We start from the raw sequence: 16,144 nt of genomic DNA, 5'->3' as shown, positions 1-16,144 counted from the left end.
CAATTAACAATATTTGAAATTCACGTCGCAAAATTTGCAATCAACCTCTTATTGCAAACAAATAGCCAACATTGCTTGCAATTAAAGGCAGTCGGCCACTCAGATTTTTGCGTACTGAATTCTTATGTCTTGGGACTTTTATGGCAATCAAACAAAAGAACAGAGGATGCGCAAATGAGACATATTGAACAAACAAAATGCATCCAACATTTCTTTCGATCCGAAGCCCCTCAATTGAAGCTTTCAAGCTTCTGGGAGAGTCAAAACAATTGAGATCGAATGACCACAACAGCAACCTCAGGCGTGCTCCCTATTCATGGAATAATATTCTCAATGAATTCAAGCTCGTAGAATTAATTTGAAATCACTCATCCGATGCGGAACAAGAAATTATTCATCGATGAATTTCGGAGAAATCCCGTCGACCAAGAAAATATCCAATTCACAAAGAATCTCGTAAATATGAGCGCTTGCCCACCCGTTTTCCATCACTCATTCACGTCGTCTCGAATCACAGGTTCTTGATTTCAATTCAGGCGTTCTACTGATTGAATCCAGAGATTCCACGGCAATTCCTCGCTGCACCCGTAGGGCCATAATTGGCCAATCTGGCCAGAATCCCCTACACTCGCGGCCCATGGCTCTCCTCTCGCCCCGTCGATACCCTGCGCGCGCAGCCCTGCCCATGGCAGCGGCCGGTCGTCGTGTGGGCGCCGTCGTCGCGGCGGCCACGTCGGTCCTCCGACGCACGTCCGCACATTCCTGAGCCCGGCGGTCCGCTACCTTCTTCTTGATGCGCACACCTTGACCGCCGGGCACCACACCGCGCGGTAGCGACCCTGTCTGTTGGAAAGGCGGGTTGCGTTCATCTGGAGTGCTTCATGCTTTCAACCGTTCACGGGGAGCGCACGCTCACCGAACTCGATTACGTCCGTCTCAGCAAATTCGCGGACACGCCGCTTCCCCCGGCCCTGGTCGATCTGCTCGACACGGCCGACATCCTTCCGTCACGGGAAATGCCCTCGGACATCGTGACGATGTACACCCAGGTGGAAATCGAAGACCTGCCCGCCGGACAGCGGCAGAAGATCGTGATCTGCTATCCCGCCGACGCGAACCCGACCACGGGCTTCATCTCGGTGTTCTCGCCCGTCGGCATCGGCCTGCTCGGCCAGAAGACCGGCGCGGTCGCGCGCTGGAAGACGCCGGGCGGCGGCGAACACAGCGCGCGCGTGATCGCCGTGCTGTTCCAGCCGGAAGCCAGCGGCGACTACACGACCTGAAAGTGCGCCGGTTCAGGCCGGAGGCCGGCGCCCCGCCGGCCGGTCAGTGCTGCAGCACGCCGGCGACGCCGGGGCCCCTGCTCTTCGCACTGTCGATGGTCGCGCTGACGGAACTCGTGTTGACCGCCAGCGCCACCAGCACCGCCCCCACGAACGACGGATCGGCGCTGCCGCTGTAGCCCGACGCCCCGGCAATGGCCAGGGCCTGCGCCACCTGCTGCGTCGTCAGTTCGACGGCGGCTTCTCCCACGATATTCCTCTTCTTTGTGGCCATCTGAAAACTCCTGCGAATGGAGTTCGGACTGTAACCAAGCCCCGACAAGCGCCACAAATGTTCCTGACCGTGTGACTTTCGACACTGGCCCGCGCATCGGGCGGCCCGTATCGTCGCGCGGGCGCGGCGCCCGCCGGTGGGGCGGACGCCACATTGTTTTCATTTGATGGACAGGGACATGCCTTTTTCCAAACTCTCTCTCGCCAGCGCACTCGCGGGCCTGCTCGCGCTTTCCGGTTGCCAGACCATGGACATGCAGATGGGCGCTCCGGCGGCCAAGACCACGGCCACGGGCAGCGCCGCCGGCGGCGCCACCTCGGGCGAGAGCAGCCAGCTTGAACGCTGCGACTCGCCGCTCGGCACCGTCTCGCTGATCGAGAACGTCAATGCCGGCTGGTACACCATCCTCACCGGTGAATACCGCCTGCCGCCCACGGCCAACCTGCTGCGCCTGCTGGTGCAGCAGTCGAACTGCTTCGTGGTGGTCGAGCGCGGCGCGGCCGGCATGAACGCCATGACGCGCGAGCGCGCGCTGATGCAATCGGGCGAGATGCGCGGCGGCAGCAACTTCGGTCGCGGCCAGATGGTGGCCTCCGACTACGGCCTGTCGCCCGAGATCGTGTTCAGCAACAACGACGCCGGCGGCATCGGCGGCGCACTCGGTGGCCTCGTGGGCGGCGGCCGTGGCCGCGCCATCGCGGCCGTGGGCGCCAGCCTGCAGACCAAGGAGGCCAGCGCGCTGCTGACGCTCATCGACAACCGCTCGGGCGTGCAGGTGGCTGCCGCCGAAGGCAGCGCCTCCAAGACCGACTTCGCGGGCTTCGGCGGCCTCGGTGGCCGCAGCGGCGCCGGCGGCATCGGTGGCTACACCAACACCGCACAGGGCAAGGTGATCGCGGCGGCCTTCATGGACGCCTTCAACCAGATGGTCCGTTCGCTGCGCAACTACAAGGCGCAGACGGTGCGCGGACAAGGCTTGGGCGGCGGCGGCCGGCTGGGCGTGGACGGCGGCGCCGCCCCGTCGCAGACCTCGGCGCCGGGCGCCGCCCGCCCGCGCCGCAAGTAAGCGCGGCCGTCCATCGTCTTCGAAGTGACCCGGGCCGAATGCCGGCCGGGTTCACAATTCATCCCTCTGGAGGTGAAACACGATGGATGGTTTGGAAGAGTCGGCGGAAGCAGCCAAGGGCAAGCTCGTTTATCCCTTTGCGGAACTTCCGCCACGCGGCAAGTCGATCGAGGTCGCCGACGGGGTCCACTGGATCCGCATGCCGCTGCCCTATTCGCTCGACCACATCAACCTGTGGGCGCTGGACGACGGCGACGGCTGGGCCGTGGTCGACACCGGCGTGCGCACCGAGGAAACAGTGGCGGTCTGGCGCGAGCTGTTCGCCAATTCGCCCGACACGCGCGGCCTCACCCGCGTCTTCGTGACGCACATGCACCCCGACCACGTCGGCATGGCCGGCTGGCTCACGCGCAAGTTCGGCGTGCGGCTGTGGATGACCCGCTCCGAATACCTCATGTGCCGCGTGATGGTGTCCGACACCGGCCGCGAAGCACCCGACGACGCCATCGCCTTCTACCGCCGCGCCGGCTGGGGCGAGGCGGCCATCGAGACCTACCGCACGCGCTTCGGCAACTTCGGCAAGCACATCCATCCGCTGCCCGACAGCTTCCGGCGCCTGCGCGACGGCGAGGTGCTGCGCATCGGCGCGCACGACTGGCGCGTCGTCACCGGCAACGGCCACTCGCCCGAACATGCGTGCCTGTACTGCCCCGACCTGAAGGTGCTGATCTCGGGCGACCAGATCCTGCCGCGCATCTCGTCCAACGTGTCGGTCTCGCCCGTCGAACCCGACGCCGACCCGATGGCCGACTGGCTCGCGTCGCTCGCCAAGCTCAAACGCGAAGTGCCCGACGACGTGCTGGTGCTGCCGTCGCACAACGAGTGCTTCCGCGGCCTGCATGCGCGCATCGACCGGCTGCAGCACGGGCAGGAGCGCTCGCTCGACCGCTTGCGCAACACATTGAAGACGCCGAAGCGCGCGGTCGATGTGTTCACGAGCCTGTTCGCGCGCAGCATCGCCGAATCCGACGTGCCGTTGCTGGGCATGGCGACCGGTGAAAGCCTCGCCTGCCTCAACTACCTGCGCCACCGCGGCGAGATCGCGTGCGACATCGCCGATGACGGGGTGGCCTTGTACCGGCTGACCTCCGCCGCCTGAGCGCCGGTCAGACCTCGAGCACGACCTTGCCGATGTGCCCGGCGCGCTCGAGGTAGCGATGGGCCTGCACCACGTCGTCGAGCGCGAAGCTCCGGTCGATGCGCACGTGCAGCGTGCCATCGGCAAGCCCCGCATCGATGAACGCCAGCGCACGGCCCAATGCGGCCTCGTCGCGCGGCAACCCCATGGTGGCAGCACCCGTGTGCTCCAGCACCTTGTAGACGTGGAAGCGCCAGCTCTTGCGGAACTGCGCAATCACCGGAAACCTGAACTCGGCACCGCCCGACAGGCCGTACAGCACGTACCACCCGCGATGCGCGACCACATCGCCGAGCCGCTCGACCTGCGCGCCGCCCACGCCGTCGTACACCAGGTCGACACCGCAGCCCTCGGTGAGCCTCAACACGCGCTCGACCACGTCTTCGTCGTCCGTCACGACCACATGCGCAGCGCCCGCTTCCCGCAGCGCGTCGCGCTTGGCGACCGTGCGCGTGACCGCGATGGCGGCGATGCCCGCCGCGCGCGCCATCTGCAGCGCCGCGATGCCGGTGCCCGATGACGCCCCGGTGACGAGCATCACCTGGCCGCGCTGCAGCCGTGCCATCTCGAACATCGGGAAGTAGCCCGTGAGATACGCCATGTAGGCGCCCGCAGCCTGCGCGGCCGACAGGTTGGCGGGATACCGCACCACGTGCGCGGCCGGAAAGAGGATGCGATCGCCGTAGGTCGGATACAGCCCCTGGCTCGCCCCCGGCAGCACCGCGACCCGGTCGCCCACGCCCAGCCCTTCGACGCCCTCGCCCACGGCCTCGATGACGTCGGCGGCTTCGTTGCCCAGCCCCGCCGGCAACGTCGCGTCTTCGATGTACAGGTTCTCGCGCCACAGCGCGTCGGCCCGGTTCAGGCCGATGGCCTGTACCGCGATGCGCACTTCGCCAATGCCCGGCGCAGGCACCGCGACCTCTTCGAGCTTCAGCACCTCGGCACCGCCGAATGCGTGGAAGCGAACCATCCTGCTCATGACAACTCTCCTTCTTTTCCTGAATGACCGAAGGCTTCAATCTAGAGGCCGCGGCGTCATCAAGGAAATCGATTCGCGGGATAGTCGCTATGCGTACCATCGATAACGCCAGGACCCGGATGAAACCCATCGAACTCAACCGCATCGACCTGAACCTGCTCACCGTGCTGGCCGCGCTCATGCGCGAGCGCCACGTCAGTCGCGCCGCCGAGCGGCTGAACCTCGGCCAGCCCGCGGTGAGCCATGCGCTCGCGCGGCTGCGCGAGCTCACCGGCGATCCGCTGCTGGTGCGCCAGGGCCGCGTGATGGAACCCACCGCACGGGCGCTCGCCCTGATGCAGGGCCTGGGCCCCGCCCTCGCGCAGATCGAGGCCACGTTCCGCGCGCAGGCCGACTTCGAACCGGCGCGCGCCGCGCCGGTGTTCCGCATCGGCCTGACCGACGACCTGCAGATCGCGATGCTGCCCCGCCTGCTGCGCGCCCTGAGCACCGAAGTGCCCGGCGCCAAACTGGTGACGCTCACCGTCTGCTACCGCAACGCCATGCGCTACCTCGATCAGGGCCGCGTCAGCGCGGTGATGTCCTTCCTGAAAGAACTGCCCGCCGATGCGAAGGTGCGCAAGGTCCGCACCGCGCGTTTTGCCGTGCTCCGGGCCGACACCGCGCCCGGCAGGCTGTCGCTCGACGACTACTGCCGCCGACGCCACCTGCTCGTGACCTATGCCGGCGACCTGTGCGGCACCGTCGACGAAACGCTGGGCGAACTCGGACGCCAGCGCGACGTGCTCTTCTCGGTGCCGCAGTTCGGCAGCCTGCCCGCCGTGCTCGCCGGCACCGACCTGCTGGCCACGGTGCCCGAGCATGTGGCGCTGGCGCTGTCGGCGCAGACCGGCCTGCGCTGCGAGCCCCTGCCCTTCGACAGCCCCAGCTATCCGCTGCGGATGGCCTGGCGCGCAGTGACCGACAAGGACCCGGCGCAGGCGTGGCTGCGCAAGGCCATGCTGCGGGCCTTCAACGATTGATGTGACGAAGGCAGAATCCGGCAATCAACGCATCCCAAACGATTGGTACGCCACCGGAAAACTCCATCGAGATTGGTCTCATGCGCGCCTGCATGCAGTCTCGGCCAGACGAACAACGCGGCGGACCTTCAGCCCGACGCCATCACTTCGCCCAGGAACATCCACACCACATGCCAGCATCTTTCACGCTCACGGCTGAAGACTTCCATCGCCTTCAGAAGATCGTCAGCCGGCGCCTGCAACGCAAGCCGGGCCTGTCATCTGCCCTGCTCTTCCTGCGCATCGCTTTTTGCCTCTGTCTGGGTCTGGCGTTAGCAGCCTATGTGGGCGTGCTGCGCGAACACCCGGACGTACGAGATCTCTGGATCGTCGCCTATCTTCTCGTAGCGACCCTTCTTATCGCAGCAGCGCTACCTCATGCATCTCAAGCCCTCATGCGCAAACACGTGCTGAGCCCGGACGGTGCGTTTCTTTCTCCTCAGACGCTGTGGCTCACAGACAGCACGATGGTCATCCAGTCAGCGAAGGTGCGCTCGGAGGTGCCATGGACGAGCGTTCTGGCACGTGATGAAGATGACGCCAACTACTATCTCTTCATCGATTCGATGCAAGCCCTCGTGCTTCCCCGGTCCGCGATCGCGTCGTTTGCCAATGAATTTGATCTGCGCACTTCGCATCTCCCAAGGTAACAACCCTCCCCTCAAGGACGCCGCATGCCCCATACCGAGACGAACTTCGAACTGACCGCCAACGACGGCCATCCGGTGGAGGCCCACCGCTGGCAGGGCACCGCGCCACGCGCCATCGTGCAACTGGCGCATGGCATGGGCGAGCATTCGCTGCGCTACCGGCCGCTGGCCGATGCGCTCACGCAGGCCGGCTACGTCGTCTACGCGAACGAGCACCGCGGCCACGGCCCCGGCGCCGCCGCGCGCGACGAACTTGGCGAGTTCGGCCCGCGCGGATTCGCCGGCCTCGTGGACGACATGGCGCTGCTCAGCCGCCACGCACGCGCCGAGCACCCCGGGCTGCCGCTGGTCCTCGTCGGCCACAGCATGGGCTCGTTCGCCACGCAGTACTACCTGGTGCGGCACAGCGAGCTGCTGTCCGGCGCGGTGCTGTCCGGCACCACGGCGCTCGACCTGCTGGGCGGGGCGCTGCAAAGCGGCTTCCGTCTCGAAGACATGAACGCCGCGCTGCCCGACGTGCGCACGCCCTTCGACTGGCTCAGCCGCGATCCGGCCCAGGTCGATGCCTACATTGCCGACCCGCTGTGCGGCTTCACCGTGTCGGCCGAAGGCATGGGCTCGATGTTCGCCAGCCTCGACGAGCTCACGCCCGCCGCGATGCAGACGCGCATCCGGCCCGAGTTGCCGCTGTACCTGTTCACCGGCGACCAGGACCCGGTCAGCAACAAGGCCGAGTGGTTCTATCCGCTGGTACAGCGCTACCGCGACGCCGGCCTGCGCGACGTGTCGTGCCATGTGTTCGGCGGCGCGCGCCACGAAACGCTCAACGAGACCAACCGCGACGAAGTCGTGGCCGTGCTGCTGGCCTGGCTCGCGCGCATCGTGCGATGAAGCTCCTCGCCTTCGACGAGAGCCTGGACCAGCGCCACATCCTGCCCTACGACCCGGCATATGCCCAGGTGTTCGCGCAGGTGCAGCGTTACGTGCAGGCGCGTCTCGAAGGCGTGGAACTCGTGCACATCGGGAGCACGGCCATCGTCGGTTTGCGGGGCAAGCCGATGGTCGACATCGCGGCGATCACGCAGCGCGAGAACCTGCGCACGGCCCAGTCGGAATTCGAGGCCCTCGGGTTTCACCGCCGCCCCGTGTGGGTCGACACGGACGAGAAGCCTTACGTCTGCGCGTCCGTGCTGCACGACGGGCGCAGGTTCAACCTCAACCTGCACATCTGCCATCGCGGCGACCCGGTGCATGCCGATTCGCTGGCGTTCATGGAAGTGCTCGACCGGCGCCCGGACCTGCGCAGGAAGTACGAAGAAGCCAAGGACCGAGCCCACGGCATCGACCCGGCCAACCCGCAGATCTACAACCGGGAAAAGGAAGCGGTGATCCGCGAGATACAGGCCCAGGTCGGGCAGGCCTAGAGGCTCGCCAGTATCCCGGTCGATGTGGCCTCTGCGGCCAGCTTCCCATCGGGGTTGTAGAGCGCCGCTTCAAGGAACGCCACGCGCTTCCCGCGCCGGATCACGCGCCCCTCGACCCGGCCTTCACCGGGGCCAACCTTCTCGTAGAAGCTCACCTTGATCTCCAGGCTGAAGACCGTCTGCGCCTGCTCGGTGTCGTGCATGACCGCATGGGCCATGGCGGCGTCGAGCCAGGCGGTGATGAAGCCGCCCTGGGCGATCGTGCCGTTCGTGTGGCAGTACTCGCGCCGCACGGTGAAGGCGGCCTTCAGCGTCTTGTGCGCGGCGTCCCAGCCGGTCACGTGGAAGTTGCCCATCGATTCGGACAGCGCCTGGCCCGAGCGGATGCGGGCTTCGAGTTCGTCGTTCATTGGTTTCGTTCGCAGCAGGTGAAGCAACGGGCATTCTCAGCCGAAAGCGTGGGGCCATCGGTCATCTCAGAGATAGCGCACCTCCGCCGGCACCTCGAACCAGTTGTTGTGGCGCCCGTCCATGTAGCGCACCGGCGCGGTGGACAGCTCTTCGAGCGTCGCGTCGTCCAGGCAGGAGACGTTCACGCTGACGTACGCGCCGCCGATCTCCGGCACGTTGCCGCGTCCGAAGGACTTGACGCCGCAATGGCGGCAGAACAGGTGCTCGGCGCTGAACGAGCCGAACTGGTAGCTGGACAGGTCTTCTTCGCCCGACAGCAGCGTGAAGTCGGCCGGCTTGACGATGGCGCCCCAGCCGCGCGATTTCATGCAGATCGAGCAGTTGCACTTGCCGGTGCCCGCGGCGAGGTCGATGAGCGCCTGGAAGCGCACCTTGCCGCAGTGGCAGCTGCCGTGATAGGTCTTCTTCATGGTCGGTGTCCGTGGAAACGAGTGGAGGAAACCCAAGGCTACGCCCCATTGCGGACAGATCCTGTCCTCGATCGCAGGCATGATGCGGCCCATGCTGTCCGCTTCCGCCCGCCTGCTTCGCCTGCTCGCGCTGTTCCAGGCCCAGCGCGCCTGGACCGGTGCCGCCCTGGCCGAGCGCCTGGAGATCACCGAGCGCACGCTGCGCCGTGACGTCGACCGGCTGCGCAGCCTCGGCTACACGGTCGACTCGACCTCGGGCGTGGCCGGCGGCTACCGGCTGGGCGCGGGCAGTGCCCTGCCGCCGCTGCTGCTGGAAGACGAAGAAGCTATTGCGGTGGCGCTGGCGCTCGGCCATGCCGGCACAGGCGAAGGCGACATCGGCAACGCGTCGATGCGCGCCCTCGCCAAGCTCGACCAGCTGATGCCGCCGCGCCTGCAGCGCCGCCTGGGCAGCGTGCGCGCCTCGGTGGTGCCGGTGATGCGCAGCAAGTCGGGCGTGCGCGTGAAGGCGGTGTCGATGTTCGCCGAGGCCTGCACCGAGCGGCGCGAGCTGCGCTTCGGCTACCAGGACCACCATCAGACCGCCACGGCGCGCACCGTGGAGCCGCACCGCGTGGTGCAGACCGGCCAGCGCTGGTACCTGCTGGCCTGGGACATGGCGCGCCAGGACTGGCGCACCTTCCGACTCGACCGCATCGTCGACGCCGAACCCACGGGCGCGCGCTTCGCCGCGCGCCGCCTGCCGCTGGGCGACGTCGAGGCCTACATGGAACACGCGCTCAAGGTCTCGCCCTACCTGCACCACGCGCGCGTGATCGTGCATGCCCCGCTCGCGGCGCTGGAACCGCACCTGGGCTGGGTGGGCGGCGTGCCCGAGGCCCTCGACGCGGGCCGCACGCGCGTCGTCACCGGCGCCAGTTCGCTCGATGCGCTGGCCGTGTGGCTGGGCTGCCTGGGCCACGACATCGAGATCGAATCGCCTCCCGAACTGGTGCAGCACGTGGCGCGCGTCGCGACACGGCTGGACACCATCGCGCGCCGGCAGGGTACCCCCATCCCCCGTCTATAGGATGGGCTCGCCCGATACCGGTCGATAGGCTTGCGGCACCTGCAACCTCCGAACGGAAACGGATCTGCCCATGCGCCTCGGCCCCGGTCTCGCCTGCGGAAGCCCGCCATGCCCCTGACCGTCACCCAGGTCGCCGTGGTCGAGGACGACAGCGGCATGCGCGAGCGCATCGCCCGCGTGATCGGCGCCGACCCGGCGCTGGCGCTGGCCTTCAGCGCCTCGAACGCGGTCGACATCCTGAACTGGCTCACGGACAACCCGGTCGATGTGCTGCTGGTCGACCTCGGCCTGCCCGACCACCCCGGCCTGCAGGTGATCCGCCAGTGCCGCCGCATGCAGCCGGCCTGCGCAGTGATGGTGCTGACGATCTTCGGCGACGAGACCCACATGGTCCAGGCCTTCGAGGCCGGCGCGCGCGGCTACCTGCTCAAGGACGGCACCGAGGCCGACCTGGCCGCGCACCTGCGCCACCTGGGCGCCGGCGGCTCCCCGCTGCCGCCGGGCATCGCGCGGCAGCTGCTGCGCCGCTGGCAGGCCTCCGACGGCGCGCCCGGGCACCTCTCGTCGCGCGAGGCCGAAGTGCTCGACCGGGTGTCTCGTGGTTTCACCTATGCCGAAATCGGCGCGCAGATGGGAGTCTCCGCATCGACGGTTCAAACCCATATCAGAAACATCTACGGCAAGCTGGATGCGCCCCCTCCCTCGGAAGCCGTGTTGGCGACCCGTCCTCCAGGCCGGCTTTCCTAGCCGCGTGAACCGCCCCGCCTTTTTCTTTTCCCCCCTGCGGGCCGTGCTGCTGCTACTGCTGCTGTGGCTGGCGCTCGCAGTGCCCTTCGCCCAAGCCGCCAACCCGCCGGGCACCACCGACGTGGACTGGGCCGAAGCCAGCCTCGAACCCGACGGCCTGCCGATGCAGGTGCGGCAGGTGGCGCTGCCCTTTCGCTGGGACCACGAGTTTCCGGGGCGCGGCGGCAAGGCCAGCTACCGCATCGTGCTGCCCCCCGACGCCGCCCGCGCGGACGACGCCCAGGCGCTGTTGATGTCGGGCCTGGGCAACCAGGCCGCCGTGTGGTTCAACGGCGCTCTGGTCGCCAACTACGGCGTGCTCGGCGACCCGGCCTACGACGCCGGCAAGGCCAACCTGCTGATCCCGCTGGCCGCCGCGCTGCGGCGCGGCGACGGCCAGCCGCAGGAACTGCTCATCCAGGCCACCATCCAGCGCCAGCGCGGCGGCGGACTGGCCAGCGTGCTCTACGGCCCCGAGGCCTCCCTGGCCCCGCTGCACCGCTCGCAGCAGAACTGGCGCAACACCTCGGCCATCGTCTACGCCGTGAGCCTGCTGCTGATGGGCGGCCTGGCCGCCGGGCTCTGGCTGCGCCAGCGCGATGCGCTCTACGGCTGCTTCGCGCTGGCCGCGCTCTCGGGCGTGGCCCGCAACCTCGACCGCGTGCTGACCGAAGGGCCCGTGCCCTGGCCGCTGTGGGGCGCGGTGGTGGCGGTCTGCTACGCCTGCCACATCGGGCTGATCGCGCGCTTCGTGCTGCTGGTGCTCGACCGCAACCCGCCGTGGCTGGTGCGCTCCATCTACGGGGCACTGGCGCTGTCGGTGGTGCTGGCCTGCGCCTCCTTCGCCTTCGCGCTGCCGGCGCTGTGGACCACCGGGCTGGCGATCCTGCAGGTCACGAGCACCATCTGCCTGCCCTACGTGGTGCACGGCGCGCTGGTGGCGCGGCGGCGCATCGCGGGCGTGCTGATGGCGGCGGGCACGCTGGCCATCCTGGCCGGCGCGCACGACCTGCTGCTGGTGCGCATGGGCCTGTTCGGCGGCGCCTACTACACGCTCACCTCGCACGCGATCTTCTTCTTCGTGATGATCCTGGCCGGCCTCGTGGTGGAGCGCTACAGCCGCACCGTGGCCGACTACCGCTCGCTCAACGCCAACCTCGCCGCGCGCGTGGCCGAGCGCGAAGAACAGCTGCGCGGCGCCTTCGAAACCGTGCGCAAGCAGCAGGAAGAACAGGCCGTGCTGCTGGAGCGCCAGCGCATCATGCGGGAGATCCACGACGGCGTGGGCTCGCAGCTCGTGGGCCTGCTCAATGTGGTGAACCAGCCCGCGCCCGACCGCGACGTGGTCGAGGAGCACGTGAAGCTGGCGCTCGACGAGATGCGCATGGCCGTCGATTCGCTCCAACCCATGCACGACGACCTGACCACCGTGCTGGCCACGCTGCGCTATCGCCTGCAGCCCCGGCTGGACGCCGCCGGCATCGAGCTGGTCTGGGACGTCGCGCTCATCCCCACGCTCGCGCCCTTTGCCGCGCAGGCCGCGCTGCAGCTGCAGCGCATCCTGCTGGAGGCCTTCACCAACGTGCTGAAGCATGCGGGCGCCACGCGCATCGTGATGCATGTGGGCTGGCACGGCGAGCAGACGCCGCCGCTGGTGCGCATCGTGCTCACCGACAACGGCCGCGGGCTGCAGGCGAACGAACGCCCCGGCGGCCACGGCCTCGCGAACATGCGTTCGCGGGCACAGGCCATCGGGGCGCGGCTGCAGATCGAGCGGGCCGACGCGCAGGCCGGCGGCACGCGCGTGTCGCTCGACTGGCCCTGCGCGCTGCCCTGAGCGCGCCTCAGCCGGTCAGCCCAGGCGCACCGGCACGAAGATCTTGTCCTCGCCGCGCTGGATCAACAGCGCCACCGACTTGTCGGCCTTGGCCACCGCCTGGCGCACCTGCTCCAGGCTCTTGGCCGGCGTGCCGTTGATCGCCAGCAGCACGTCGCCGGCCTGCACCCCGGCCATCGCCGACGGGCCGGCCACGTCCTCGATCAGCAGACCGCCGTCGACCGAGGCCGCGCGCTGTTCCTGCGGCTGCAGCGGGCGCAGCGCCAGGCCGAGCTTGCCCTGCCCCGCCGTGTTGTCGGCCTTGGCGACCTGCGCCGGCTTGTCGCTGGCATCGCCGAGCTTGGCCTGCAGCTCCTGGCGCTCGCCCTGGCGCCACACCTCGAGCGTGACCTTCTTGCCCGGCGCCTGCTGGCCGATGACGGCCGGCAGGTCGCCCGACGACACGATGGCCTGGCCGTCGACCTTGCGGATCACGTCGCCCGCCTTCAGGCCGGCATGGTCGCCGGGGCCGCCCTTCTCGATGTTCGAGACCAGCGCGCCCTCGGGCTTGTCGAGCTTGAACGAATCGGCGAAGGCCTGGTTCACCTCCTGCACCGCCACGCCCAGGCGCGCATGCGTGGCCTTGCCGGTGGCGACGATCTGGTCCTTCACCTGCACGGCCACGTCGATCGGAATGGCGAACGACACGCCCTGGTAGCCGCCGCTGCGGCTGTAGATCTGCGAGTTGATGCCGACCACCTCGCCGCGCGCATTGAGCAGCGGCCCGCCCGAGTTGCCGGGGTTCACGGCCACGTCGGTCTGGATGAAGGGCACGTAGCTGTCGTCGGGCAGCGAGCGGCCCTTGGCGCTCACCACGCCGGCCGTCACGGTGTTCTCGAAGCCGAAGGGCGAGCCGATGGCCAGCACCCATTCGCCGACCTTCAGGTCCTTGGTGTTTCCCAGCGCGAGCACCGGCAGGTTCTTCGCGTCGATCTTGAGCACCGCGATGTCGGTCTTGGCATCGGCGCCGAGCACCTTGGCGCGGTACTCGCGGCGGTCGGTCAGCTTGACGGTGACTTCCTTCGCGTCCTTCACGACGTGGGCGTTGGTCATGATGATGCCGCTCGGGTCCACGATGAAGCCCGAGCCCTGCGAGCGCACCGGCACGGCGCGCTGCGGTTGTTGGCCGCGCGGTCCCATCTGCCCCTGGAAGTGGCGGAAGAACTGGAACATCGGATCGTCCGGGTCGATGCCCTGCAGCTGCGCCATGGTGTCGTCGTCCGGGGCCTTCTCGGTGCCGGTCACGCTGATGTTGACCACGGCCGGGCCGTCGCGCGAGGTGATGGTCGAGAAGTCGGGCAAGGTGACCATCGCTGCCGGCGCGGCCACGGCGGCGGCGGTGGCCGGGGCGTTCACGGCGCGGGCGCTGGTGTAGGCCCCGGCGCCGACGGCACCGATCACGCCGGCGCTGGCCAGCGCGATCACGAGGGCACGGGGGGAAATCAGGGCGGCTTTCATTCTTCGATTCCTTTCAATCCTGCGCCGGGGCGCAAACACGATGAAAGGAATGTCGCGGCCTTGACTTAGGCGTCGCTTAAGCGGAGTTCACTCTTTGGCGGGAGCGAACGTCACCCGCACGCACAGCCCACCGAGGCTCGCGGACTTGTCCAGCGCCACCGTGGCGCCGTGCAGGTCGGCGATCGACTTCACGATGGCCAGCCCCAGCCCGCTGCCCGGCGCCTGCGGCTCGCCCGAGCGGTAGAAGCGATCGAGCACGCGCGCGCGCTCGGCCTCGGGCAGGCCGGAGCCGCTGTCGTCCACGCGCAGCTCCACCGCGTCAGCGCGCTTCACGAGACCGACGTCGACCCGCCCGCCTTCGGGCGTGTACTTCACGGCGTTGTCGATCAGGTTGCGCAGCAGCATGCGCAGCGCCTCGGGCTGCCCGCTCACGGTCGCGCCCGCGTCGGCGTGCGCCACGCCGATGTCGATGCGGCGCGCCTGCGCGGCCGCCACCGCATCGGAGATCGCCAAGCGCGCCACCTCGGCCAGGTCGACCGTCTCGGGCTTCGCGCCCGCGGCCACGCTGGCCTCGTGACGGGCCAGCGCCAGCATCTGCTCGACGAGGCGCGTGGCGCGATCGATGCCGGCCGACAGCCGGCTCACGGCCAGCGTGCGCGCCGCGTCGTCGGGCGCGCGCTGCAGGCCCTGCACCTGCAGCTTGAGCGCAGCCAGCGGCGAGCGCAGCTCGTGCGCCGCATCGGCCACGAAGTGCTTCTGCGCGTCGAAGGCATGGCGCACGCGGCCGAACAGCAGGTTGAGTTCCTGCACCAGCGGGCGCACTTCTTCGGGCAGGTTCTCTTCGCTCACGGGCGAGAGGTCGTCGGCCTGCCGCGACGCCACCTGCCGGCGCACGCGCGCCACGGGCGCCAGCGACAGGCTCACCACCCACCACACGACCAGCATCAACAGCGGCGCCATCAACGCCACGGGCACGATGGTGCGCAGCGCGAGCGAGCCGGCCATGTGGCGGCGCGCCGCCATGTCCTGCGCCACCTGGATCACCAGCCCGCGTGTCTGCATCGAGAACACGCGGTAGGTCGTGCCGCGGGCGCGCACGTCGGCAAAGCCCAGTACCGCGAGCTGCGGCAGCGCGGCTTCTTCGGCCGATTCGAAGATGCGCACGCCGTCGACCGTCCACACCTGCACCACGAAATCGAAGTTCTGTTCCGCGCCGCCGAGCCCGCCCACGGCCGCGCTCGGCGGCAGCCCCGCGCGCAGCGACAGCGCCATCTGCTGCATGTGGTAATCGAAGATGTCGTCGGCCTCTTTCAGCACCGTGCGGTAGGCCACCAGCGCCTGCGCGCCGGCCGCGAGCACGATGGCGGCGAGCAAAAACACCAGCAGCCGCGCGCGCAGCGATCCGGTCCATCGCATCACGCGGCGCATCATGCCTTGGGCACCATGTAGCCGACGCCTCGCACGTTGCGGATCAGTTCGGCGCCCAGCTTCTTGCGCAGGCCGTGCACGTAGACCTCGACCGCGTTGCTGCTGATCTCGTCCTTCCAGCCGTAGAGCTTTTCTTCGAGCTGGGCACGCGAGAGCACCATGCCCGGGCGAGCCAGCAGCGGCTCGAGCACGGCCCACTCGCGCGCCGACAACACCACCGGCTCGCCGTTCACCGCGACCTCGCGCGTGGCGGGGTTGATGCTCACGCCCATGTGCTCGTAGACCGGCTCGGCACGTCCGGATGCGCGTCGCAGCAAGGCGCGGATGCGGGCCAGCAGCTCGTCGAGGTCGTAGGGCTTGAGCACATAGTCGTCGGCGCCGGCGTCGAGGCCTTCGATGCGCTGCTGCACCGAGTCACGCGCGGTGGCGATCAGCACCGGCATGCGCTGCTTGCGTGCACGCAGGGCGCGCAGCACTTCCAGGCCGTCGCGGCGCGGCACGCCCAGGTCGAGCAGCACCAGGTCGTACTGCTGGGTGCGCAATGCGGATTCGGCGGCGTCGCCGTCCTTCACCCAATCGACCGCGTACTGCTCGGCCCGCAACAGGTCGAGCACGGCCTCGCCGATCATCACGTCGTCTTCGAGAAGCAGGAGTCGCATGGTGGTGTCCGTTTCGGGGGTTCGAGGCCGCGCTGGCGCCGAAAGTTCA

Annotated in this window: 17 protein-coding genes; 10 read left to right on the top strand and 7 right to left on the bottom strand. The window is 68.3% G+C overall.

All coding sequences use genetic code 11. The features are described 5' to 3' along the window. Positions 1 to 881: 881 nt before the first annotated feature. Positions 882 to 1,283 carry a GreA/GreB family elongation factor gene (locus AC1RGU_RS17310; RefSeq protein WP_062472433.1) on the top strand — a complete coding sequence of 134 codons (402 nt, stop codon included), beginning with the start codon at positions 882 to 884 and terminating at the stop codon, positions 1,281 to 1,283. Positions 1,284 to 1,326: 43 nt separating this feature from the next. Here the strand turns inward: AC1RGU_RS17310 and AC1RGU_RS17305 are convergent, their stop codons facing one another. Next, entirely contained in the window at positions 1,327 to 1,557 is a 231-nt protein-coding gene (locus tag AC1RGU_RS17305) for a hypothetical protein (RefSeq protein ID WP_062472430.1), read from the bottom strand. A 178-nt stretch (positions 1,558 to 1,735) separates the two neighbouring features. Between AC1RGU_RS17305 and AC1RGU_RS17300 the strand changes: the two genes are divergently transcribed. Next, positions 1,736 to 2,623, top strand: coding sequence for a CsgG/HfaB family protein (locus AC1RGU_RS17300; RefSeq protein WP_070060896.1), 888 nt, complete (start codon positions 1,736 to 1,738; stop codon positions 2,621 to 2,623). Positions 2,624 to 2,705: 82 nt separating this feature from the next. Further along, a complete protein-coding gene (locus tag AC1RGU_RS17295) occupies positions 2,706 to 3,782 on the top strand; it encodes an MBL fold metallo-hydrolase (protein ID WP_492696978.1) in 1,077 nt (358 codons plus the stop codon). 7 nt (positions 3,783 to 3,789) lie between these two features. Here AC1RGU_RS17295 and AC1RGU_RS17290 read toward each other — a convergent pair whose 3' ends face one another. Then, a complete protein-coding gene (locus AC1RGU_RS17290) occupies positions 3,790 to 4,803 on the bottom strand; it encodes a zinc-dependent alcohol dehydrogenase family protein (protein ID WP_492696977.1) in 1,014 nt (337 codons plus the stop codon). Between the two features lie 119 nt (positions 4,804 to 4,922). On the opposite strand from AC1RGU_RS17290, the gene AC1RGU_RS17285 reads away from it, so the two are divergent. The 4 genes from AC1RGU_RS17285 (at position 4,923) to AC1RGU_RS17270 (ending at position 7,938) form a co-directional block, all read left to right on the top strand. Beyond that, complete coding sequence (locus AC1RGU_RS17285; RefSeq protein ID WP_492696976.1) at positions 4,923 to 5,825, top strand: LysR family transcriptional regulator; 903 nt, start codon at positions 4,923 to 4,925, stop codon at positions 5,823 to 5,825. Positions 5,826 to 5,995: 170 nt separating this feature from the next. Beyond that, positions 5,996 to 6,514, top strand: a complete 519-nt coding sequence (locus AC1RGU_RS17280) for a YcxB family protein (RefSeq protein WP_492696975.1) — start codon at positions 5,996 to 5,998, stop codon at positions 6,512 to 6,514. A 24-nt stretch (positions 6,515 to 6,538) separates the two neighbouring features. Further along, positions 6,539 to 7,405 carry an alpha/beta fold hydrolase gene (locus tag AC1RGU_RS17275; protein ID WP_492696974.1) on the top strand — a complete coding sequence of 289 codons (867 nt, stop codon included), beginning with the start codon at positions 6,539 to 6,541 and terminating at the stop codon, positions 7,403 to 7,405. After that, positions 7,402 to 7,938 carry a GrpB family protein gene (locus tag AC1RGU_RS17270; RefSeq protein WP_492696973.1) on the top strand — a complete coding sequence of 179 codons (537 nt, stop codon included), beginning with the start codon at positions 7,402 to 7,404 and terminating at the stop codon, positions 7,936 to 7,938. The genes AC1RGU_RS17275 and AC1RGU_RS17270 overlap by 4 nt, the downstream gene beginning before the upstream one ends. Here the strand turns inward: AC1RGU_RS17270 and AC1RGU_RS17265 are convergent. Continuing rightward, the gene (locus AC1RGU_RS17265) at positions 7,935 to 8,348 is read right to left on the bottom strand and encodes a PaaI family thioesterase (protein WP_139704155.1); all 414 of its coding nucleotides are present in this window, start codon (positions 8,346 to 8,348) and stop codon (positions 7,935 to 7,937) included. The two genes, AC1RGU_RS17270 and AC1RGU_RS17265, sit on opposite strands and share 4 nt — an antisense overlap. Before the next feature lie 66 nt (positions 8,349 to 8,414). Then, positions 8,415 to 8,819, bottom strand: coding sequence for a GFA family protein (locus tag AC1RGU_RS17260; protein WP_095745513.1), 405 nt, complete (start codon positions 8,817 to 8,819; stop codon positions 8,415 to 8,417). A 91-nt stretch (positions 8,820 to 8,910) separates the two neighbouring features. Between AC1RGU_RS17260 and AC1RGU_RS17255 the strand changes: the two genes are divergently transcribed. The 3 genes from AC1RGU_RS17255 (at position 8,911) to AC1RGU_RS17245 (ending at position 12,511) form a co-directional block, all read left to right on the top strand. Then, the gene (locus AC1RGU_RS17255) at positions 8,911 to 9,888 is read left to right on the top strand and encodes a helix-turn-helix transcriptional regulator (protein WP_492696972.1); all 978 of its coding nucleotides are present in this window, start codon (positions 8,911 to 8,913) and stop codon (positions 9,886 to 9,888) included. 108 nt (positions 9,889 to 9,996) lie between these two features. Next, positions 9,997 to 10,635, top strand: a complete 639-nt coding sequence (locus AC1RGU_RS17250) for a response regulator (RefSeq protein WP_492696971.1) — start codon at positions 9,997 to 9,999, stop codon at positions 10,633 to 10,635. A gap of 43 nt (positions 10,636 to 10,678) precedes the next feature. Next, positions 10,679 to 12,511, top strand: a complete 1,833-nt coding sequence (locus AC1RGU_RS17245; RefSeq protein ID WP_492696970.1) for a sensor histidine kinase — start codon at positions 10,679 to 10,681, stop codon at positions 12,509 to 12,511. Positions 12,512 to 12,526: 15 nt separating this feature from the next. Here AC1RGU_RS17245 and AC1RGU_RS17240 read toward each other — a convergent pair whose 3' ends face one another. From AC1RGU_RS17240 to AC1RGU_RS17230, 3 genes are all read right to left on the bottom strand, one after another. Then, entirely contained in the window at positions 12,527 to 14,008 is a 1,482-nt protein-coding gene (locus tag AC1RGU_RS17240; RefSeq protein ID WP_070060904.1) for a DegQ family serine endoprotease, read from the bottom strand. Positions 14,009 to 14,095: 87 nt separating this feature from the next. Further along, the gene (locus AC1RGU_RS17235; protein WP_492696969.1) at positions 14,096 to 15,424 is read right to left on the bottom strand and encodes an ATP-binding protein; all 1,329 of its coding nucleotides are present in this window, start codon (positions 15,422 to 15,424) and stop codon (positions 14,096 to 14,098) included. 11 nt (positions 15,425 to 15,435) lie between these two features. Then, positions 15,436 to 16,095, bottom strand: a complete 660-nt coding sequence (locus tag AC1RGU_RS17230) for a response regulator (protein WP_062478105.1) — start codon at positions 16,093 to 16,095, stop codon at positions 15,436 to 15,438. Positions 16,096 to 16,144: the final 49 nt, after the last annotated feature.

It is taken from the genome of Variovorax sp. GW823-FHT02B07, from assembly GCF_058797695.1.
The sequence above is the reverse complement of the archived record's forward strand: the minus strand, read 5'-3'. Positions and strand labels throughout refer to the sequence as shown.